Consider the following 20,296-nt stretch of genomic DNA (forward strand, 5'->3'; position numbering starts at 1 on the left):
CTTTAATCAGAAATATTAGATGCGTCGTCCAATTGAGGTGATCGATCACTGTGCTGAGCCTATGGAAAGATATTTTGCTGCAAGTTTTGCTGTCTGGTACACTCATCTTTCATCTGCCGCTTCTCCTCGACAGACATCTAAAGTGCCTGAACAAGAAGCATCCGGATGATCTGCTTCGATTTCGCAAACATATTGTCATCGCATGCGGGATTAGCATCATATTATGCATTTTGATCTCGGCCATGAACGATTATTACGTACCGATCAACCTTGGCGTTATCCCGTTATTTTTAGGCATATTATACGGAGGTCGTCGTTCAGGGCTATTTCTTGCAGCTATGTATATCACATGCCAAGGGCTGATTAACGGCTGGTCAACGATCGGCCTCATTCTGAATATGCTGGTTCTGGGGTACTCGCTATTACCCTGGATTACCTCTAATTTCAAGAAAGGCTCCATGACCGAAAAAATTTGTTGGCTGTGGAGCGCGCTTATTCCGGCTATGCTGATTATTGTAGCCTCCCACGCGATTGAAGGAAAGGTTAAGAATAATGATCTGAATCCGGATACGATATTGGTGACCATTCTGTATATGCTGATCGGCATTTTTTATTCAGGAATGATTGTATATTGGATCGAATTAACATGTGAGCGCCTGGGCGCTGGCCAATACGATGTGAAGAACAGAGAGTGGTTATCTTTAACGAAAATGATGGAGATGATTCCTTTAGGTATGGTCGCGGTGGATCGAAGCGGCAATATCATCGCTTTTAATCAACCGCTTATCCGCAGCTTTCGAAACGTGTTTCCTAATCTGACAACCAAGGATGTCATCGGCAGACCCTTATTTGACTTATTGGACGGCATGATTCAAAAGGAGCATCTGCGCAGCCGGTTTCAGAGAGCTATGGATGGAATCGAAAGCACCGGCGAGATTATGCGAAGCGCTACCCGCGTATATTCCACAGGCATCTACCCGCTTATACATAATGGGAACGGCGACATCTTGGGTGCGGTAGGTATTATGGAAGACATTACGGAGCTGGAGAGACTACGGACGGAATTCATTAATGTAGAACGTTTAAGTTTGGTTGGCCAAATGGCGGCAAGCATAACCCATGAGATTCGCAACCCGATGGCTGTCGTCCGCGGATTCTTGCAGCTGATGCAGGAGAAGAGTCCGGATACGCTGGACCATTATTACCGGATCGTCATGGAGGAGCTCGATCGGGCCAACGGTATCATCAGCGATTTTTTATCCCTCGCCCAGAACCGGGTTGCAGAGAAAGAAGAGTGTCACCTGCATGACATTATCCATGAGCTCAGCCCGCTCTTGTGGGCCGATGCGAATTTGCGCGGACAGAGCATTGACCTGAAACTCGGTAATGGGATTCCTCACCTGTACCTGAATGCCAAGGAGATGAAACAGCTAATTCTGAATCTGTGCCGGAATGGGATGGAGGCGATGGACGACAAGGGGACGTTGACGATCGAAACCCGGCTCGATGGGGATCAGGCCCAGCTTTATGTTGCGGATACGGGAATCGGCATCTCCGAGAATGAGCTGGAGCGTTTGTTTGAACCTTTCTTTACGACGAAGAGTAAGGGAACGGGGCTAGGACTCGCCCTGTGCATGAGCATTGTACAGCGTCATCACGGGACCATTGATGTGAAGTCGCAGCTAGGCGAGGGAACGGTTTTCATTATTTCCTTTCCTGTCCACTCGTACCAGCAAAGCTTACCGGAATCCCAGAGCGCTGCCGCTTCCGAATAAACGGGCTGATAATTACGCATCATAAGGAAGAGCTCAGGGTAAAGGAGGGATTCGGATGAGTAAAAATGATTCCAAACAACAGGAGCAGCAGGAGCGTGAAAACAAAGATCGCCGTGGCGAGCCCATCGTCGACAAGAAAAAAGATGGGGTAAACTATCCTGCTACCTAGTTATCCGAATGGAACAATAAAAGACGGGCGGTATCCTATTTTGTGATGCTGCTCGTTTTGTATTTTCTTGCTTTCACTCTTTAGGATTGTATAATATAGATATCGATGAGCTGTTATAATTCGAACAATCTTGTTTATATAAGGAGTGAAGCAGTTATGGGTATGTCTTTTGACCGATATATGCGCGATATGGTTCAACCGATGCGGGATGAGCTGACCAGCCTGGGAATTAAGGAACTGACGACACCAGAAGAGGTGGAGGAAGTGCTTCCAGCAGCGAAAGGCACAACGCTGGTCGTTGTAAACTCCGTATGCGGCTGCGCAGCAGGGCAAGCGCGTCCAGGAGTAGCCAAAGCGCTTGAGAACCAGGTGAAGCCGGATCATTTGTTTACCGTGTTTGCCGGACAGGATAAGGAAGCAACGGCTAAAGCCCGCGAGTATTTTGCTCCGTATCCTCCATCCTCCCCATCGATTGCTCTGCTGAAGGACGGGGAATTGGTGCACTTTATCGAGCGTCATCAAGTGGAGAATCGTTCTGCAGAAGAAATCGCGGCGGATTTGACCGACGCATTCAATCGCTACTGCCAGTAATCGGCAGTTACATAGGCCCCGAAGCATTCGGCATATTCCGAAGCCGCGGGGCTTTTGTTATAGATATAGAATTTATAAGTTATCAGCTACGCTGATGAAATTCTATATCGCAAGAAAAATTTCCGCTAAATGCGGTCTGTCTTCTGAGAAAGTACGTCGATAGACGTTTTTGTTATAGATATAGAATTTATAAGTTATCAGCTACGCTGATGAAATTCTATATCGCAAGAAAAATTTCCGCTAAATGCGGTCTGTCTTCTAAGAAAGTACGTCGATAGACGTTTTTGTTATAGATATAGAATTTATAAGTTATCAGCTACGCTGATGAAATTCTATATCGCAAGAAAAATTTCCGCTAAATGCGGTCTGTCTTCTAAGAAAGTACGTCGATAGTGAATGAAGTACTTCAGAAAGAGAGAACATACTGAAAGGAGTCATATATCATGAGCCTACAAGAACAAATTATCGCAGAACTGGGTGTCAAACCTACCATTAATGTGGAGGAAGAGGTACGCAAGCGCGTTGATTTTCTGAAAACCTATGTAAAGAACTCGGGCACTTCCGGACTGCTGATCGCGATTAGCGGCGGGATTGATTCCGCTGTGGCTGCCGGTCTGTGCAAGCGGGCTACTGACGAGCTTACAGAGGAGACCGGTAAGGAATACAAGACACTCGGGGTGTTCCAGCCATACGGCGAGCAGGCTGATATTTCCGACAGCTACGCGACGGCGAAAGCCTTCGATTTGAAATATACCGTCGAGACCAATATCGAGGAAGCCGTGAACGAGGTTGCTCTAGAGGTTGAGCACGGCCTGAAAAATATCGGCGTCCATAAGCATATGAGCATTCCCGGTAAAGGCAATGTGAAAGCCAGAGTGCGTATGGTGGTACAATATGCGTTGGCATTCGAACAAAATTTGATCGTTGTCGGCACGGATCATGCTTCCGAGGCGATTACCGGCTTCTATACTAAGTGGGGCGATGGAGCAGTGGATATTACGCCGCTGAGTTCCCTGAACAAGCGTCAGGTCCGTATGCTCGCATCCTATTTGGGGGTTCCGCAATCGATTCTGGACAAAGCGCCTTCTGCCGGCCTTTGGGAAGGTCAGACGGACGAGAAAGAGCTCGGAATCAGCTACGAGGATAACAGCGATTATCTGGAAGGCAAGACGATCAACCCTGATGTTCAGCAGAAGCTCGAGAGTTATTACGTCAAAACCGCGCACAAGCGCAATACGATTCCAGGCATCTAACATACGAATTCCCAAGCATAAAGCCTTCCGGAGAATCCCCTCCGGAAGGCTTTTTATTTAGCGAGGCACTAGGTATACATAATATTATAGGTCGGTTTGAGAACGCCGTTGGCATATTGCTTCATATCGACCAGTTCGAGTCTTAGTCGCGGCTTGACACTGCCGAACAACGGAACGCCGTCACCAACCATTACCGGGTTCACCTTCAATACAAGCTGATCGATCAGTTGATGCTGAAGCAGGCTTCCTGCTAATTCTCCGCCACCGCACAGCCACAGCTTGCCGTCCGTCTGTTGTTTGAGATTATGGATGTACGGGACGGCGTCCTCCTTGACTAGTTCAACTTCATCATTGGATTCGAATTCTAATGACCGTGAGAATATATAATGCTTGAGTCCTTTGTAACCAGGCTCTCCCGGCTTAGCGCCCATCTTAAATCCAAACTCATACGTTTTACCGCCCATCAGTACAGCCTCAAACTCCTGAATGTCGGCCAAGAAGTCCGGAACATGTTCCCCGTCGAATAAAAAGAGGGTGTGGTCGATTCTTCCATCCATCATGGCTTGATCGGCGATAAAAGAGTCAAGCGAAACGGCAACGTGATAAATCAATGAACCCATAACATGATTCCCCCTTAAGTTATGCTATTTTGTACAGTCTATATGGATAAAATTTGAAATACAACAAACTTATTTAATTCATGGTGTTGTAACACCGTTGGTCTCGCGTTGACGTACATCGACTGATACAATAAGTAGGAGTATATTTTTTGGACAGGAAGACTGGATCCATGAAGGAGAGCGAACGATTGTGATCTACGGAATCGGACATGACGTGCTGGACATGAAGCGAATGGAGATGTTGATGACAGGCCCGCATGGCGAGAGGTTCATGAAGCGCGTGCTTACGCAGGACGAGCAGGTCATCGCGGCCGGCAAGGGGGCGAAACGGACGGAGTTTGTTGCCGGGCGCTTTGCTGCCAAAGAAGCGATATCCAAAGCCTTCGGCTCCGGAATCGGGGGTGTAATCGGGTTCCGTGATATCGAAGTGCTGCCAGGTGCTCTTGGCAGGCCTGAGACCCGTCTATCACGGGAAGCCTGGGACCGTCTCGGAATGGAAGAGTCCGCACATTATGCGATTCATCTGACGATTTCGCATCAGGCCACGCTGGCTTCCGCTTTCGCTGTGGTTGAGAAGATAAAGTAAGGATGACGAAGGAGATTTTTATAGATGCATAATACGGAACACAAACCATACTTCAGCCACGAGCTGCTGAATTGGTATGAGATCAACAAAAGGGATTTGCCATGGCGCAGGCATCGCGATCCCTACTATATATGGGTATCTGAAATTATGCTGCAGCAGACCCGGGTGGACACGGTAATCCCGTATTTCCACCGGTTTATCGAGCGGTTTCCAACGATTCAGTCGCTTGCGGATGCGCCGGAGGACGATGTATTGAAATGCTGGGAGGGCCTCGGCTATTATTCCCGGGCACGCAATCTTCAGGCAGCCGCAAGGCAAGTGACAGAGCAGTATGGGGGCGTTATGCCGAGCGGAAAAGATGAAGTGTCGGGACTTAAGGGCATTGGTCCTTATACCTCGGGCGCCATTCGCAGCATCGCATTCAACATTCCTGCCGCAGCAGTGGACGGCAACGTGATGCGCGTGCTGTCCCGCTATTTTTTGATTGAAGAAGATATTATGAAGGTGAAAACCCGCACCAAGATGGAGGAGCTGGTGCTGACGCTGGTTCCGGACGGTCGAGCCTCGGATTTCACCCAGGCGTTGATGGAACTGGGGGCGTTAATATGTACGCCGAAATCGCCCAAATGTCTGGTATGCCCGGTGATGGAGCATTGTACAGCGCGTCTTGAGGGCAAAGAGGAGTCTCTTCCTATTAAGACGAAGGCCAAGCCGCCGCGTCCCGAACACCGCCTTACGGCGATCGTAGAGGGCACCGGCGTGCATGAAGGGAAGATTCTGATCCGCAAGCGTCCATCGACCGGTTTATTGGCAGGGATGTGGGAGCTGCCGCATGTGATTGTATCGACCGAGGGGAGCGGCGTTCCGGCCGTGATGTCCAAGGAGACGGCAATGAGCCGCTTGAGGGATGCCTTGCTGGAGGAAGGAGTTCCGGTCCTGCCGATCGGCCATGTGATGGACGCCGAGCATACCTTTAGCCATATTCAATGGAATATGGGCGTGTACCGCTGTAAGTGGCAGGATGTGCCGCCGGCAGCCCTGCAAGCAGCCGAGAGTGCAGCGGCGTATGAGACAGGCGAAGAGAACTTTCGCTGGATTCACGTTCACGACATGGAACGCTACGCATTTCCGAATGTGTTCATTCGGATTTTGAACTCGTATTTCTCATCTTAAAGCCGTAATTTCCCATGTAATGGGGGATATAATGATGAAACGGAATGGCTCGTAAGGAGTAGTGGAGCTTTGCATAGCTGGAAGAATGCGCTTCTTTACATTTTTGGCATCGGGGTGTCGAACGCCATTATGGGTCTAACCCTGCAGTAGCGGTAAATAACACGTAACAGCATGAAATAGTGATAGAAAAAGGCTGCTTTAGCGGTAGACAGGGTCTACAGCTGAAAGCAGCCTTTTTGGTATGATATCGGTTTTTAGTTAAGCGATATTATTTCGCGTTATCGTAACGTTTGCCGACTTCTTCCCAGTTCACTACATTCCAGAATGCGGAGATGTAATCAGGGCGTTTGTTTTGATATTTCAGGTAGTAAGCATGCTCCCAAACGTCCAGGCCGAGGAGAGGAGTTTGACCTTCCATGATCGGGCTGTCTTGGTTCGGCGTGCTGGTTACTGCCAGTTTGCCGTCTTTAACAACGAGCCAAGCCCAGCCACTGCCGAAACGAGTTGTAGCCGCTTTTGCGAAATCTTCTTTGAATTTATCGAAGCCGCCCAGCTCGCTGTTGATAGCATCAGCCAATGCGCCAGTCGGTTGTCCGCCGCCGTTTGGTCCGATAACTTCCCAGAACAGGGAGTGGTTAGCATGGCCGCCGCCGTTGTTGCGAACCGCTGTGCGGATGCTTTCCGGTACAGCGTCAAGGTTAGCGATCAGATCCTCAAGGGATTTCCCTTGAAGCTCAGGAGCGTTCTCAAGAGCAGCGTTCAAGTTGGTTACGTAGGTATTATGGTGGCGATCATGGTGGATCTCCATCGTTTGTGCGTCGATATGAGGCTCGAGCGCGTCGTTTGCGTAAGGAAGTGCTGGTAATTGAAATGCCATAGTAAAAACCTCCTGTAAATTTAGTTTTTGGTTATGATGAAAGGTCTTCCTTCATCAGGAAGTCTTTATCATCCCGGAGCAATGGAATATGTAATCCGGCTACACTACATATATTAAACCGTTTTGGGTGATTAAATCAACTTTTATGTTTGAAAAGTCCGAGAGGGCTGATTTATTGCACGATGGAAAGTTGTTTCAGCGCAATGAATAATAATGGAAAACTTTTCTGTGAAACTTGTCGTTATATATATAGTCTTGAACAAATCTATGATCGAAACGTCGATATAGAAGGGATATGTCGAGGTAGAAAGGAGTCGGTACATAACATGAATAGTACAAAGTTCAGAGTGACTGCCATTCTGATGGCTGCCATTCTGGCTGCGGCACCGCAAGTGGAAGCTGCGGCATCTAAGACGCAGCCATCGCAAATCACGAAGTCGAATGCGCAGAAGGGTGCAGCGCTGGCCTGGAGCGTGAAACTTGGCAACAACGTCACGGCAAAGCTTGACCATGCCGACGTATGGCAGCAAACCGGTACGAATGTGGCGGTATTTACACTGACTTATAAAAACGGGGGGAAAAGCGCAGCGCGTCTGGTATCTTATTTTCCCAAGGTGGTGCTTCCCGGCGGTTCCGTGACGGCAGCCAATCCCATTTCCAAGGATCTGGCCAAGAAGAAGGTAGAACCCGGGCAAAGCCTGAGTGTAACCTATTATGCGAAAACCGACAGCAGCTCCTTGTCCGGCATGAAGCTGGTGATGGATGTATGGAATCCGCAAGTCAAAGGCTACCTGCAGCGTGTCGGAACGTACAGAATGCCCGCCAACTATTCAGCAGCCGTACCATCCGGCTTGACCTCCAAACTGAATCTGGGCGGCACGCCGGTTACCGTACAGGCTGAATCGCTGGAGATCATCAAGTATGACGGCAAAGTCATCGCCAAAGTCGGGATGTATATGACGAACCATGGCGGAAAGGTATGGAATGACCGGGGGTTCGAACCGTACTTGGTGACGGCAAGCGGCAGCTCATTCCCTCTGCGTCATGAGGCAGGGGCCGAGGGTGTGCCTGTTCAGCCGAAAGAAAAGAAACTTGTTTATTACATAACGGAAGTTCCCTCCTATCTTAAAACGGCGGGTTTGCGTTTCTTGTGGACCGAAAACGATGAAACGCTGAAGCTGTCTTTGCCGGTCGCATCCTTCAAGCTCCCTGCGGCAACAGCTCCAAAGTGGGATGTCGCGGCTGGCGCGGCCAAGAAGTTGACCATCAAGGGCATTCCGGTCGATGCCAGAATCCGCCAAGCTTCGCTGCGCGCCGCCGGGGGACAGGGCATATGGAATATCGAGATGGCCTTCAAGAACAAAGGGAAAAAATCGGTGGAGGTTCCGGCCTACGAGTATGCAATTAAAGCATCCGAAGGCACTTTCCATCCTTATACCCCGGATAACAAAGCGGGTTTGACGCTCCGTCCCGGGGAAGAGAAAACGATGGTAATGGAAATAACGCTTCCGCTTGATCTCAAGCAGGACCGGTTGAAGCTGCAAATGATCGGGGCATCTGGCCCAGTCGGCTCATCCAAACCGCCGGCGAACTCGGATGAACCTGGCGGTGAGTCGACCGTCGAGGTCCAGGAGTCGTTGACCCTGCCGATTGCATACTTTGCCATCCCTTATCAAACGGAACGCAAATCATCGATTGGCGTGGAGTACGATGCGCAGACGGCGAAAGGATTTGCATACACGCTGGAATCCATGCAGCGTCTGCCATGGCAGGATCAGGATCTGATCGTTGCGAAGCTGCGTCTGCGGAATACTCAGGAATCCAAATCGCTGCCGCTGCCTGAGCTTAAAGTGAACGTCACAGCGGACGAAAAGACAACTCTGGCCGGTTCGGAAGTTATTGCGGAGGAGCAGGGTTCCCTGATTGCCCCGGGGTCATCAACCGAGGTGTATGTCATGGCTCGGATCCCATATACCAAGGATATCCGTTCGCTCCGCTTCGAGCTGTTTACGCAGCAGGATACAGCCAAAACGTCGTTCCTTACCATGACCACGTCAGGCATGACGCAGTCGATCAGCACATTGGAGAAAGGGAAGCCGTATACAGTTACCGCGATTGGTAAGCGCGCAGAGGCGCAGGAACGGCGGACGGTCATCTATGAAGGCCTGGACTCCGACATTGTCTATTCCGAGTTCTTGCTGACCAGCAATGAACAGCGCCGCGTTCAAGCAGCGGTGCTGAAGGGGTATTTCCAAAGCACGGATGGCAAGATCTATGAAGCGGAAACCATTCAGCCGGAAGCCTCGCTTCAGCCGGGGTCCAAGCAGTCGATCGTCTTTTGGGCCAGAGTGCCGAAGGGGGCTGCAAGCGAACTGGGGCTTGCTCTGGGTACGGCAATGACCGGAGGCAAGCTTGCGGAGACGGGCAAAGACGCTACCGGTGTCATGGGCGTGAAAAAATTGATGCTGAATCCGATCAGACCAGCCGTAAGCTCCGGACTGACGAACCTCGATTGGTATCCTTACCACGTTTCGGTTACGAAAGCGGTAGGACATCTGCAGGAGGGCAGTTCTTCCATTCCGCTGAATATCACGTTTGATGTGAAACGCAGCGAGAGCATCATTGCAGCGGACTCCGGCCACAAGCTGATTTTAATCATCAAGGACAGCCTCGGGCAGACACAGGAGCGTACGCTCACGCCAGGAACCGATATCCAGGTGCCAGGTACCCGGTCGGTGTCGATGGAGCTGTCGGATGAGCAATACAAAAAACTTCGCGGCGGTTGGTTTAACTTAACCCTGGTGGACGAATTCCAGAATGAGCGTATCACGCTCGGCAGCCAAAGCTACAATCTGATATTCACGCCTACCGCAGTTCCCGACGAGGAGAGTTAAATTAAGAACCGGAAAGGAATAGCGAACATGTTGCGTTTGGAAAATGTATCGCACAGCTTTAAGAACGGTAACGAAGTGTTAAAAGTGCTCCATCATATCCAGTTTGAAGTCCAGAAGGGTGAGATGATTGCCCTGCTGGGCAGTTCCGGGTCGGGCAAGTCCACGCTGCTCAACTTGATGGCAGGACTAATGAAGCCGACGGAAGGCCATATTTATATTGCCGATCAGGATATTGTCAAATACGGGGAAAACAAGCTTGCAGTCTTCCGGCGCAAGCATATCGGATTTATTTTTCAGGCCTATGAGCTGATCCCGACGCTCACGGTTCGGGAAAACGTGGAGCTTCCCCTGGTCTTTCAATCCGTTTCTCCGTCCAAGCGCCGCAAGAAAGCGATGGAGCTGCTGGAGATGACGGGGATCGGCGATAAGGCTTCATTGTACCCGTCCCAGCTGTCAGGCGGACAGCAGCAGCGCGTCAGTATTGCTCGCTCATTGATTACCGAGCCTTCCGTTATTTTTGCGGACGAGCCGACGGGCAACCTGGACACCAAGACGGAAGAGGAAATTATCCGAATCATGATGGCGCTGAACGAGTCCATGAAAACGACGTTTGTCATCGTTACCCATGAGATGGAAGTCGCTGCTCAAATGAAAAAAACGATTATGCTCCGTGACGGTTATTTGGTTCAGCCGGAGGACTATACAGCGCCAGCAGCAGGGCAACGGGGGCCAAACGCCCCCTCGTCCCTGCCTGGGGTCCCGGTTCATGCGGAGGAGGCAGGTGAGGTCAGCTGATAATTTTAGACAGCATACGGCTGGCATGGGGACAGATTAAACGCCGTAAAGTGGTGACAGCCCTGTGCATGACCGGTATTTCGATTGGATGCGCGGCTATTATCGTAGCGATCAGCATTGGCAACGGTGCCCAGAATTATTTGGAGACGGAAATTATAGGCGGCATGAAGCTTGACGAAATTACGGTGACTCCGCAGGGCTCAAGCGGGCAAGGTGAAGGCAGCGGCCCCACGGTCGGAGCTGACCGGGGATTGCTTACGGATGATAAGGTTCAGGTGATTCAGGGCTTTGATCATGTCAAATCCGTTATAGCCACCAAGCAACTCGGGTATTTTAAAGCCATTTCGTCCGACAACCTAATCAACGACGGCTTTAACGTTGTGGCCGTGGACCTGTCAAAGCTCAAAGAGCAGGGTAACAGGTTCAAGGAAGGCGGTCCGCTTGATCAGATCGGTGCTATGGTGCTCAATTACGGAGCAACAACCGGATGGAAGGATGCAGAGACGAGCGAAAGATTGATGAATATGATCAATACCGATCCCAACAATCCGAAGATATGGGAAGAATATCAGATGTATGAGAGCACCGTATCGGAAATGAACGGTAAAAATATTCAGCTGGAGCAGATGGACGCTGACAAGAAACAGCTTAGCCCGCAGCTTTATGTTGGAGGCGTGCTGGACGTGCCTACGGGGAGAGATGCCCAGTTTGCGATCTACGATCGTCAGGCCTATATTTCCTTTGATACGGCGGAATGGCTAACAAACAGTTTGAACTTGCAAAATGGGACAGCTTCGAAACAACGGGTATACGATAATCTAACCGTCAAAGTGGATGATCTGCAGAATATTAAACCGCTCGAGGATTTGATCTCAAAGCTTGCGCTTAATGCGAGCGACAATCTGGCCATGCGTGATCAGGTCGCTTCCCAATTGGATACCTTCAAAGCGATTGCTCTCGGCATCGGCGTATTTATCCTGTTATTGGCCTCGATATCGATCATCGTAGCGATGACGATGTCTACGCATCAGCGCCGTAGACAAATCGGCATCATGAAGGTCCTGGGGGCGAATATGCCGCAAATCCGCAACATGTTCATCGTAGAAGCCAGCCTGCTCGGTTTGCTTGGCGGATTGCTTGGCATCGTATTCGCATTTTTGATCATCAAGGGGCTAAATTCATTCATTATGGCTTCGGCGGGCATGTCAGGGCTGCAAATTGCGGTTACGCTGGAGACGCTGCCTATCGGCATTGCATTCGCTGTGATGACCGGAATCTTCTCAGGGATCTATCCGGCGATCAGTGCAGCTAGAACGAATGCACTTCTGGCCATCAAGCGGGATTAGGATAATGAGTTTCGGAAAGGAAGCTAAATCGGTATGATAAAAAAAATTATAAAATGGACGGTTATCGTTGCCGTGCTGGGCTTGGTGGGATATTGGGGATACGGACAGGTGAAACCGAAAGAACCCGAGATTCCCATGATGGAAGAGCCGCAGGTCATCTCATTTCCCGTAACCGAGGAAACCATCGTCTCGACCGTGCAGGTCAAGGGAACGTCCGAATATGGGCGGGAGACCAATGTCTACGCACCTTTTGAAGCGAAAGTGGAGTCATGGAACGTCGAGAACGGCCAGCAGATCAAGAAAGGCGATGCGCTTTTTAAATTGGAGCAAACGGCCATTCGCCAGCAGCTTCAGCAGAAGGAAGCCGAGCTGCAGAAGCGGAAGCTGGAGCAGGAGCTGAAGGAGTTCACGTTAAATCAGGACCTCGATAGCGCCCCGGCGTTAGCAACGGAGGCCGAGCGCCTTAAAATGCTGGCAGACCAGGAGAATGCTCGGCTGAGCAGTCAGCTGGACGAGGTTACCAACGATATTGAGCGCCAGACGCTGGCCGACTTGAATGACAGGCTGAAGAAAGCTACATACCTATCGCCTGCAACAGGCCTGTTTCTGTTCGATCCGACGCAGCAGCGGCCGCAATCCGTGACGGCGAACCAGTATATCGGCAAAATCGTCGACCTGGATTCTCTTCGATTAGTGGCATATGTCGGGGAAAACGATATATTCAGCATTAAGCCGGACATGGCGGTTGAAGTAAAGCTGCCGTCCATCAAGGATCTAAAGCTAAAGGGAAAGGTGCTGGAGGTGGCCAAATTTGCCGAGACGACGGCTCAGGAGAAGCAAACTTCCCAGACACCACAGTTTAAGGTGATCATCTCGCTGCCGAAGGAAGATCGTTTGATCGGCGGGCTGACGCTAAACGGAGATATTGTAACCAAACGGAAGGATAAGGCGGTTGTCGTTCCTAAACTTGCCGTCATGACGGACGGTGGCACCTCCTATGTCATGGTGGACAAGGGAGGCAGCCAGATTGAACGGCAGGATATTGAGACCGGCTTGCAGACGCTGGATAAAGTCGAGGTTTTGTCAGGGCTGAAAGCGGGTGACACCGTCGTTCTTCAATAAATATCATGATCGAAACACAGCGTTCCTCAAAGGCACATTGCCGAGAGGACGCTGTTGTTTTTTTGCTTGCTTTATTAACGGCGGGGCTGGGAAAGTCTGGCCGTTTTATTAAAATATAGATCTCCATCAGGAAGAAAGACCTTGGGAATTAATGGGTGTAATTTTAACAGTGAGCTAATGGTTTAGCAGCAGGAAACAAACCTATCATTTCACAAAAATATGGAATATTATCCAGCTAAAAAGATGAAAGCGCTTCATATAAAGCGCTTTCAGAAGAAAACTCGTGAATTTACGAGAAAGATGTGGTTTAATGGACAAGGAAAGAGGATTTTCGGGTTTTTTGTAGTAACCTAAATGTCAGGTTTGCGTTAACGGAATACTAGATTTTTGTAAACCGGGTAAACCGCATCATGCTAACGAAAAGGGAGATTTTGAAATGCATGTTCGTTCCTTTCAGTTGAGTGACTGTAACCCCGTAACCGAGCTGCTGCAGATTGCTTTATCGGAAGAATGCTACGAAAACACGATGGAGCCCTTCTCCAGGCAGCTTGCTTGGGACTCCGATCTGATTATGGTGGCTGAAGAAAACGGTGAAATCGTTGGTGCCTTAATCGGTACGATCGAGCGCAATCATGGTTGTTATTACCGCATTGCCATTCATCCCGACTATCGCAGAAAAGGGATTGGCAAAGCCTTGATTTCGGCAATGGAACAGCGTTTTCAATCACGAAAAGTCAGTCGGATCATGGTAGCCGGAGACGAGCACAACGCCGCAGCCATGCCATTTTATGAAGCCATGGGATACGGTGCCAGCCAAATCCTGCGGTCGTTCCAGAAGCTCAGTATCCTTGGTCAATCGTAGTCATGACATAAGCGGTACATACGAGCGACGCAAACGGCGGCTTTAAGCTTCGACAGAGATAAGAAACGACATTTTTTCGATATGAAGCATATCTTTCAGCCGTTGCAAATGGGTGGGAGATATGCTTTTCTATTAATGTACCTTTTTTGAAGGTGCCGCCTTTGGTACCCGAAGGCGAAATCGAAGTAAAGTAGGTGTAGCATGGGACAAGTGATTTCTCCGGATTCAACTGAGCATGGCGAGAACAACGGACCTCAGAATCAACCTGGCAAGAAGAACGGCTGGGCTGCCGAGCTTTGGGATTGGGTAAAGACGATTGCGATTGCATTTGTTATTATGGTGCTCCTAAATATGTTTGTGTTCAATCTTTCTATGGTTAAAGGTGAATCTATGCAGCCGACGCTGGTAGCATCGGAGCGGCTGTTTATTAATAAAGTGGTATATCGCTTTTCCGAACCGAGCCATGGCGATGTCATTGTGCTTAAGGACCCGAGTGATGGCCCGGATAAGAAGGAGTTTCTTGTAAAGCGTGTCGTGGGCGTACCTGGGGACACCATTGAGGTAAAGGACCAGAAGCTGTACGTGAACGGAGTTGCACAGCAGGAAGGGTATACCGATGTTCCGATCGAGGACCCGGGCTTTGAGCCCATAACCCTGGAAGAGGGCCGCTACTTCGTTATGGGAGATAACCGCCATCTTGGAAAGAGCAAGGACAGCCGCATGTTCGGCAGCGTGAAGGAAAGCGACATCGTCGGCAGGGCGGAATTTATATTCTGGCCGTTGTCCGAGATCAAAAAGCTGTAGCTGAAAAGACAGAACATCATCCCAGGAAAGGAGGCGCTGGAGAATGACCTACACACTCGGCTCGTACGCTCCTCCGCCTTCGGTATGGGAGGAGCTCAAGCAGGAGCTCAAGGCCGTTGCGCCGGAGCTTGGCATTGATGATATTGGCTTCGCTTCGGCGGAGCCGTTCGAATCCTTGAAGAGCATTTTGCAAAATCATCGGGATAAAGGGTATGAGTCGGGCTTTGAGGAGTCGGATCTGGATAAGCGGGTTACTCCGGCCCTTCCCGGTACGGAGCCGAAGTCCCTGATCGCCATTGCCATAACGTACCACTCCAAGATGGAGAACCCGCCCAAATCGGAGCCTGGCAAGTACAGGGGGATTATGGCGCGGTCCGCTTGGGGAAGGGATTATCATCAAGTGCTCCGGGAGGCCATGAGCCGTCTGGAGGAATACATTAAAGAACGCGTGCCGGATGCGAAGCTTGAAAGCATGGTGGACACGGGCGCGCTTGTCGACCGGGCGGTTTCGCAGCGAGCCGGAATTGGCTTTAGCGCCAAGAACTGCGCCATCATCTCTCCGAAGTTCGGTTCCTGGATATTCCTCGGCGAAATGGTAACCAATATTCCGTTTCCGCCGGATACGCCGGTAACCGAGGACTGCGGGGAGTGCACCAAGTGCATTGACGCTTGCCCAACCGGCGCGCTTGTCGGTCCCGGGCAGCTGAATGCCCAGCGCTGCGTTTCTTTTCTAACCCAGACCAAAGGGTTTCTGGACGAAGAAGCCATGCGCAAGATCGGTAACCGGCTGTACGGCTGTGATACCTGTCAAATTGTTTGTCCGAAGAACCGGGGCAAGAATTGGACTCATCAAGAGGACTTCAAGCCCGACCCTGAAAAAGCCAAGCCGCTGCTCCTGCCCATCCTGGATATGAGCAACCGCGAATTCAAGGAAACGTTTGGAGATACGTCCGCGGCTTGGCGCGGCCGAAAGCCGATTCAGCGCAATGCTGTCATCGCGCTTGGCAACTTTAAAGATAGTTCAGCTGTGCCGAAGCTAAGCGAGGTACTGCTGAAAGACCCGCGCCCGGAGCTGCGGGGAACCGCTGCATGGGCTCTGGGCCGTATTGGAGGCGAAGAAGCGTTGAACAACTTAGAGAAAAGCATGAAATCAGAAGGGGATTCCCAAGTACGAAATATGCTGCAGCAAGCCTTGAACAAACTGAAGTCTGAACCAAATGAGAATGAGTCATCTGCTGGAGCGCAAGCCGCCGCAGACGACAATAGCAACAAAGCGTCTGATTCTTCGAATGGGGGAACGAAAGCCCAGCCTGAAAGTCCTGTTATTCAGGGAGTTGAGCCGATGGCCATTCCTGAAGGAGGACCGGAAATTTTGTATTACGATGAAATTCAATCACCGATCGGACCTTTGACGGTCTGTGCAACGGAGAAGGGCCTTTGTCTGATTGAGTTTGGCAGCTTTTATGTGAAGGAAGCGGTCATCCAGCAGTGGTCGCGGACCTGGGCCGGTAATGGCGGTTATCAGCGCGATGAAGCAAGATTAGCTCCTATGACATCGCAGTTGAAACAGTACTTTTCCGGTGAGTTGAAGGAGTTTGACATAAAGCTGGATATGCGCGGAACGTCATTCCAATTGCAGGTATGGGAAGCTTTGAAATCCATTCCCTATGGAAATGTTTGTTCTTATAAGGATGTAGCGGAATCCATCGGTCGTCCGAAAGCCGTTCGGGCGGTAGGCGGTGCGAACAACAAAAACCCGGTGCCGATTGTGGTGCCGTGTCATCGGGTGATTGGTACTGACGGTACTTTGATCGGATATGCCGGCGGACCGGAGATCAAGCGCATCCTGCTGACCCTGGAAGGGGTTATGCCGGGACGGAATGGGCAATAAATGATCAAGGTGCATAATTGGGGCGGCTTGCTGCCATGTATCCGTTATTTTCATTTGCTGTGGCGAAAAGGACATGCTATGATAGGTTCGTGTATGCGCCATTAAATGGTAGATATTAGTATAGTAGAAGGTGGTCAAGTGATGGATATAGTCATTCCGATTATTACATTGATCGTGGGTCTGGTTGGCGGATTTTTCATCGGCGTATTTTATCTCCGCAAGCAATTGGAGAAGATGCAGAACGATCCGCAAATGCTGCAGAAGATGGCAAAACAAATGGGCTATAACATGAACAGCAAGCAAATGCAGCGCGCACAGCAAATGATGAAAAATCAGCCTATGCCGGGTAAAGGGCAAGGCCGTAAACGCAAATCATAATGAAAAAAGCCCGCTCCCGTCTAAATGAAATGACGGAGGGGCATTTCTATTTAAAAAGGCCGCTAACAGCGGCTATAAGTTAACCGTTTGCTTTTTCTATGGAACGAAAAGGGGGATGTACTGTGGCGGGTGTAAAGGATTATGTGAACAATAAAGTCGGCGCTAACCGAGAGCAGATCGAGTATCATGTAGAGCAAATATTGAAACTGATCGGTGAAGATCCCCAGCGTGAGGGGCTCCTTGAGACACCGGCCCGTGTGACACGGATGTATGAGGAGATCTTTGCGGGATACGAAGTGGATCCCAAGGATGTTCTCGGGGTTACCTTTGATGAGAATCATGAGGAATTGGTTATCGTGAAGGATATCGTATATTACAGCCAGTGCGAGCACCATATGGCGCCGTTTTTTGGGAAGGTCCATATCGGTTATGTTCCTAGCGGCAAAATCGCCGGCTTGAGCAAGCTGGCACGTCTGGTCGAGGCGGTTACCCGCCGTCTTCAGGTGCAGGAACGCATCACCTCGCAAATCGCGGATATTATGGTGGAGGCGCTGCAGCCAAACGGCGTGATGGTCGTTGTGGAAGGCGAGCATCTGTGCATGTGCGCGCGCGGTGTGAAGAAGCCGGGCAGCAAGACGGTCACGTCAGCTGTACGAGGTACCTTCCAAAGTGATTCGGCGCAGCGTTCGGAATTTCTGTCTTTGATTAAAGACTAAGCATGATCCAGAGGATCAAAAAAGGCTTCGCCCACGGAGGCGAAGCCTTTTTATGTGCTCAATAATGATTGTGAGCTCATATGATAATCGATAGGGGGAAGGGCTCCTCAAGAAGCGCCATCCACTTGTTTCATATATTGCACATACTGGATGAGTGCGTGTTTTTGCTCCTCAATATCCCGGATACGGCGGGACATCTCCATAAAGAAGGTTTCAATCTGATCGCGCAGCACATTGGCAGACTGTCCCTTCCAATCCTGCAGACGTGCGTACATGACCCGTGCTTCCTGTTCGTCGGCCCGAATGGCTGCCAGCAATCCTGTCAGCTCGCGTTCGGCTTGAAGCAAATCATCCAGCTCCAGCAGAATCTCTCGACTCATCTCCATCCCTCCCGGTAGCTTTTGTATTGATCTTTACCCGCTGTTGTCTGTCCGTTCAAATAAATCCGCCTTGAATTTAATGTATTGAACGATGTCGGTGGTATGCTGCAGATGCCATTGACTCATCGACATGATGGATGTATCCAGCTGCTGGACAATCGGCTGCAGACGTCTGCTGTGGCTGGAGAACATGTATTTGGAGAGACGCTGCCGGATTCCTTGGATTTCGGCATCACTTTGATGGGCGTGTGCTCTCCATTTCTCGGCTACGCTTCGCAGCTCGGCAGGGGTCACCTGAATGGTTCCGGATGAGCCTCCGACGGAGCCGCCCAGGGCTCCCAGCGAGCCGCCTAAACCTAAGCCTAAATGGCTCATCGGCCCACCCAGGCCGAACAAGAGACTGCCATGGGCAGGTATTCTGGGCGAATCAACGGCTTTGTCGGTAGCGCCGTCGTACAGAGGATTTGAGATGTAACCATCCTCGAATCGATAGCGGTCAAGCTGATGATAATTGGGGCCGCCCAGTGTATTATCAATTTTTTCCTTTATACTAAGCCCGTCATTGGCGTCTTTATAACTGGAGTCTATGTAATAGGTTGAACCGACGTGGCCATCGAAGCCGCCGAGCGCACCGCTGCCAATAATGTCGCCAGGATGGACGAAATTAGTGATTTGAGAGTCAAATTCCCCGTTCTCTGCCTTTCTTCTGGCTTCAGGGGAGAGGCTCCCGATGACCGAAGGAGCACTGAAGGTGACAGCCGACATGCCCGTATAGGCGGCAGCATATTGTGCATTGGCTCCCCCCAGGGAGTGCCCCGTGAGGGTGAAATCAACGCCCTTGTATTTCTCCTTCATTTCCAGCGCATAATCCTCGGCTTGATACAATTGGTTGGTTCCTAATATATCCGTTTTTTTATCGATTTTCCTCGATTGTTCACCGAACCAATCCGTGACATCGTTAATCCCCGTGGCTTCTTTGACTTTGTCTACATGGTCCGCCCAAGGTGGCCGAAATTCCGGAATCTTTCTTTTGATCTCTTCAATGCCAATATCCGCATCGGCTAAATAATCGGGGAGGGCATGGGATAAGTCTTCGCCTGCCTCGGTGCCCCGGTAAGCGATAACGGCCTGATTCGTTTCCTTGTTGTAGAAAGTTACCGCATCAAAACCTGATATGCTGTTGCTCTTATAGTCCTCAAGGACCTCCCATCCAGGCAAGTCCTCAACGGTATCTTCTTTTTTCAGATCGAGATAAGCCGCTTCTGACATCAATCGGTATGTCTCGTCATCCACTTGCGGTGAACTCAAATATACTCCCTCCTTAACATTCAGCAGGATCAGAACCTGTAGCTACAGCCAAAAGGCAGCACAACCCATCACTCACCCTTAATCGCTTTTCTGAGCTCCGGGTTCATCACGAAGTTGGATGTCTCGCCTGTGTTGAAATCAACGGATATTTTAAAGGTTTGTTCAGGATGATCTACGACAAACCCTTCGAGGTTGACTTTGTCCGCTACGATAGAAGGCATCATCTCTTCCTTGGTAATTTCTACATCCAAGTTGTATTTCTCTTTAAAATGCTGAACGGCTGTGGTTTTAGCCTTCGTTATGACCTCGTCCGAGCTGTCGTCTGTAGTGGCTTGGTTATTGTTCACTGGCTGGCATCCTCCAACTATTAAAATGATAAGCACAAAAGTAAAAATAAAAACACGTGATTGGAACTTACTCTTCACACTGACCCATCCCTTCAGTGGTGATGTTCTGCTCTTACAGGCGCGCTGAATCTTGCAGTCTTACATGGAGCCATCATTTCTCTTCGTTTCGCCTTAGGCAATGCAGAGACTGCTTATCAAGCTTACTGTCATATCATAATCCAGCATATGGGAGCGTTCAACCGAATAAATAACCAGATATGTGGTAAAAAAGACCTAACAATAGGCTCGGGTTACTCCTTAGCTTGAATAATCTTGTCCAATTCGGGGCTCATGACCAAGTGCCCGGTTCATTGATAAACCCTCCTTAAACTCCATAAGGGAAGTAAGGAGGGCTATAGACATCATACCC

At 50.1% G+C, this 20,296-nt stretch carries 19 protein-coding genes; 14 read left to right on the plus strand and 5 right to left on the minus strand.

The features are described from left to right. The first annotated feature begins 50 nt into the window (after positions 1-50). The 3 genes from ACETK5_RS23910 (at position 51) to nadE (ending at position 3,788) form a co-directional block, all read left to right on the plus strand. Positions 51-1,775, plus strand: a complete 1,725-nt coding sequence (locus tag ACETK5_RS23910) for a two-component system sensor histidine kinase NtrB (RefSeq protein ID WP_100540170.1) — start codon at positions 51-53, stop codon at positions 1,773-1,775. Between the two features lie 325 nt (positions 1,776-2,100). Next, positions 2,101-2,535 carry a BrxA/BrxB family bacilliredoxin gene (locus ACETK5_RS23915; protein WP_100540171.1) on the plus strand — a complete coding sequence of 145 codons (435 nt, stop codon included), beginning with the start codon at positions 2,101-2,103 and terminating at the stop codon, positions 2,533-2,535. Positions 2,536-2,978: 443 nt separating this feature from the next. Further along, the gene (gene nadE / locus ACETK5_RS23920) at positions 2,979-3,788 is read left to right on the plus strand and encodes an ammonia-dependent NAD(+) synthetase (protein WP_100540172.1); all 810 of its coding nucleotides are present in this window, start codon (positions 2,979-2,981) and stop codon (positions 3,786-3,788) included. A 68-nt stretch (positions 3,789-3,856) separates the two neighbouring features. Here the strand turns inward: nadE and ACETK5_RS23925 are convergent, their stop codons facing one another. Next, positions 3,857-4,408, minus strand: a complete 552-nt coding sequence (locus ACETK5_RS23925; protein WP_100540173.1) for a dihydrofolate reductase family protein — start codon at positions 4,406-4,408, stop codon at positions 3,857-3,859. 190 nt (positions 4,409-4,598) lie between these two features. Between ACETK5_RS23925 and acpS the strand changes: the two genes are divergently transcribed. Further along, positions 4,599-4,994 (plus strand): holo-ACP synthase, encoded by a 396-nt coding sequence (acpS, locus tag ACETK5_RS23930; RefSeq protein ID WP_100540174.1) that lies wholly within the window; start codon positions 4,599-4,601, stop codon positions 4,992-4,994. A 24-nt stretch (positions 4,995-5,018) separates the two neighbouring features. Continuing rightward, complete coding sequence (gene mutY / locus ACETK5_RS23935) at positions 5,019-6,167, plus strand: A/G-specific adenine glycosylase (protein ID WP_326111967.1); 1,149 nt, start codon at positions 5,019-5,021, stop codon at positions 6,165-6,167. 268 nt (positions 6,168-6,435) lie between these two features. Here mutY and ACETK5_RS23940 read toward each other — a convergent pair whose 3' ends face one another. Further along, a complete protein-coding gene (locus tag ACETK5_RS23940; protein WP_100540176.1) occupies positions 6,436-7,044 on the minus strand; it encodes a superoxide dismutase in 609 nt (202 codons plus the stop codon). A 326-nt stretch (positions 7,045-7,370) separates the two neighbouring features. Between ACETK5_RS23940 and ACETK5_RS23945 the strand changes: the two genes are divergently transcribed. The 9 genes from ACETK5_RS23945 to folE all read left to right on the plus strand — a co-directional run bounded on the left by ACETK5_RS23945 (position 7,371) and on the right by folE (position 17,852). Then, the gene (locus ACETK5_RS23945) at positions 7,371-9,938 is read left to right on the plus strand and encodes a hypothetical protein (RefSeq protein ID WP_394058256.1); all 2,568 of its coding nucleotides are present in this window, start codon (positions 7,371-7,373) and stop codon (positions 9,936-9,938) included. Positions 9,939-9,965: 27 nt separating this feature from the next. Beyond that, positions 9,966-10,733 (plus strand): ABC transporter ATP-binding protein, encoded by a 768-nt coding sequence (locus ACETK5_RS23950; protein ID WP_394058258.1) that lies wholly within the window; start codon positions 9,966-9,968, stop codon positions 10,731-10,733. A gap of 50 nt (positions 10,734-10,783) precedes the next feature. Beyond that, a complete protein-coding gene (locus ACETK5_RS23955) occupies positions 10,784-12,079 on the plus strand; it encodes an ABC transporter permease (RefSeq protein WP_100540179.1) in 1,296 nt (431 codons plus the stop codon). Between the two features lie 33 nt (positions 12,080-12,112). After that, positions 12,113-13,201, plus strand: coding sequence for an efflux RND transporter periplasmic adaptor subunit (locus ACETK5_RS23960; protein WP_394058262.1), 1,089 nt, complete (start codon positions 12,113-12,115; stop codon positions 13,199-13,201). A gap of 436 nt (positions 13,202-13,637) precedes the next feature. After that, positions 13,638-14,063 (plus strand): GNAT family N-acetyltransferase, encoded by a 426-nt coding sequence (locus ACETK5_RS23965; protein WP_100540181.1) that lies wholly within the window; start codon positions 13,638-13,640, stop codon positions 14,061-14,063. A 201-nt stretch (positions 14,064-14,264) separates the two neighbouring features. Then, entirely contained in the window at positions 14,265-14,867 is a 603-nt protein-coding gene (lepB, locus tag ACETK5_RS23970) for a signal peptidase I (RefSeq protein ID WP_100540182.1), read from the plus strand. A gap of 43 nt (positions 14,868-14,910) precedes the next feature. Next, complete coding sequence (gene queG / locus ACETK5_RS23975) at positions 14,911-16,758, plus strand: tRNA epoxyqueuosine(34) reductase QueG (RefSeq protein WP_394058265.1); 1,848 nt, start codon at positions 14,911-14,913, stop codon at positions 16,756-16,758. 141 nt (positions 16,759-16,899) lie between these two features. Then, a complete protein-coding gene (locus tag ACETK5_RS23980; RefSeq protein WP_009594912.1) occupies positions 16,900-17,136 on the plus strand; it encodes a YneF family protein in 237 nt (78 codons plus the stop codon). Positions 17,137-17,258: 122 nt separating this feature from the next. After that, positions 17,259-17,852, plus strand: a complete 594-nt coding sequence (folE, locus tag ACETK5_RS23985) for a GTP cyclohydrolase I FolE (RefSeq protein ID WP_100540184.1) — start codon at positions 17,259-17,261, stop codon at positions 17,850-17,852. Positions 17,853-17,959: 107 nt separating this feature from the next. On the opposite strand, the gene ACETK5_RS23990 is transcribed toward folE, so the two are convergent. From ACETK5_RS23990 to ACETK5_RS24000, 3 genes are all read right to left on the minus strand, one after another. Then, entirely contained in the window at positions 17,960-18,232 is a 273-nt protein-coding gene (locus ACETK5_RS23990; RefSeq protein WP_100540185.1) for a hypothetical protein, read from the minus strand. Between the two features lie 33 nt (positions 18,233-18,265). After that, positions 18,266-19,540: a lipase family protein gene (locus tag ACETK5_RS23995; RefSeq protein ID WP_326119891.1), complete on the minus strand. Its 1,275-nt coding sequence runs from the start codon at positions 19,538-19,540 to the stop codon at positions 18,266-18,268. 68 nt (positions 19,541-19,608) lie between these two features. Next, the gene (locus ACETK5_RS24000; RefSeq protein WP_076325901.1) at positions 19,609-19,887 is read right to left on the minus strand and encodes a hypothetical protein; all 279 of its coding nucleotides are present in this window, start codon (positions 19,885-19,887) and stop codon (positions 19,609-19,611) included. Positions 19,888-20,296: the final 409 nt, after the last annotated feature.

This window comes from Paenibacillus ilasis, assembly GCF_043195395.1.
Taxonomy (GTDB): Bacteria; Bacillota; Bacilli; order Paenibacillales; family Paenibacillaceae; genus Paenibacillus_AQ; species Paenibacillus_AQ lautus.

Bases quoted from the DNA above. Each gene is read 5' to 3' on its own strand.
- nadE (WP_100540172.1), top strand. From the start codon at position 2,979: ATGAGCCTACAAGAACAAATTATCGCAGAACTGGGTGTCAAACCTACC.
- ACETK5_RS23990 (WP_100540185.1), bottom strand. From the start codon at position 18,232: ATGAGTCGAGAGATTCTGCTGGAGCTGGATGATTTGCTTCAAGCCGAA.
- ACETK5_RS23980 (WP_009594912.1), top strand. From the start codon at position 16,900: ATGGATATAGTCATTCCGATTATTACATTGATCGTGGGTCTGGTTGGC.
- mutY (WP_326111967.1), top strand. From the start codon at position 5,019: ATGCATAATACGGAACACAAACCATACTTCAGCCACGAGCTGCTGAAT.
- ACETK5_RS23945 (WP_394058256.1), top strand. From the start codon at position 7,371: ATGAATAGTACAAAGTTCAGAGTGACTGCCATTCTGATGGCTGCCATT.
- ACETK5_RS23940 (WP_100540176.1), bottom strand. From the start codon at position 7,044: ATGGCATTTCAATTACCAGCACTTCCTTACGCAAACGACGCGCTCGAG.
- ACETK5_RS23960 (WP_394058262.1), top strand. From the start codon at position 12,113: ATGATAAAAAAAATTATAAAATGGACGGTTATCGTTGCCGTGCTGGGC.
- ACETK5_RS23915 (WP_100540171.1), top strand. From the start codon at position 2,101: ATGGGTATGTCTTTTGACCGATATATGCGCGATATGGTTCAACCGATG.
- ACETK5_RS23950 (WP_394058258.1), top strand. From the start codon at position 9,966: ATGTTGCGTTTGGAAAATGTATCGCACAGCTTTAAGAACGGTAACGAA.
- lepB (WP_100540182.1), top strand. From the start codon at position 14,265: ATGGGACAAGTGATTTCTCCGGATTCAACTGAGCATGGCGAGAACAAC.
- queG (WP_394058265.1), top strand. From the start codon at position 14,911: ATGACCTACACACTCGGCTCGTACGCTCCTCCGCCTTCGGTATGGGAG.
- ACETK5_RS23965 (WP_100540181.1), top strand. From the start codon at position 13,638: ATGCATGTTCGTTCCTTTCAGTTGAGTGACTGTAACCCCGTAACCGAG.
- ACETK5_RS23925 (WP_100540173.1), bottom strand. From the start codon at position 4,408: ATGGGTTCATTGATTTATCACGTTGCCGTTTCGCTTGACTCTTTTATC.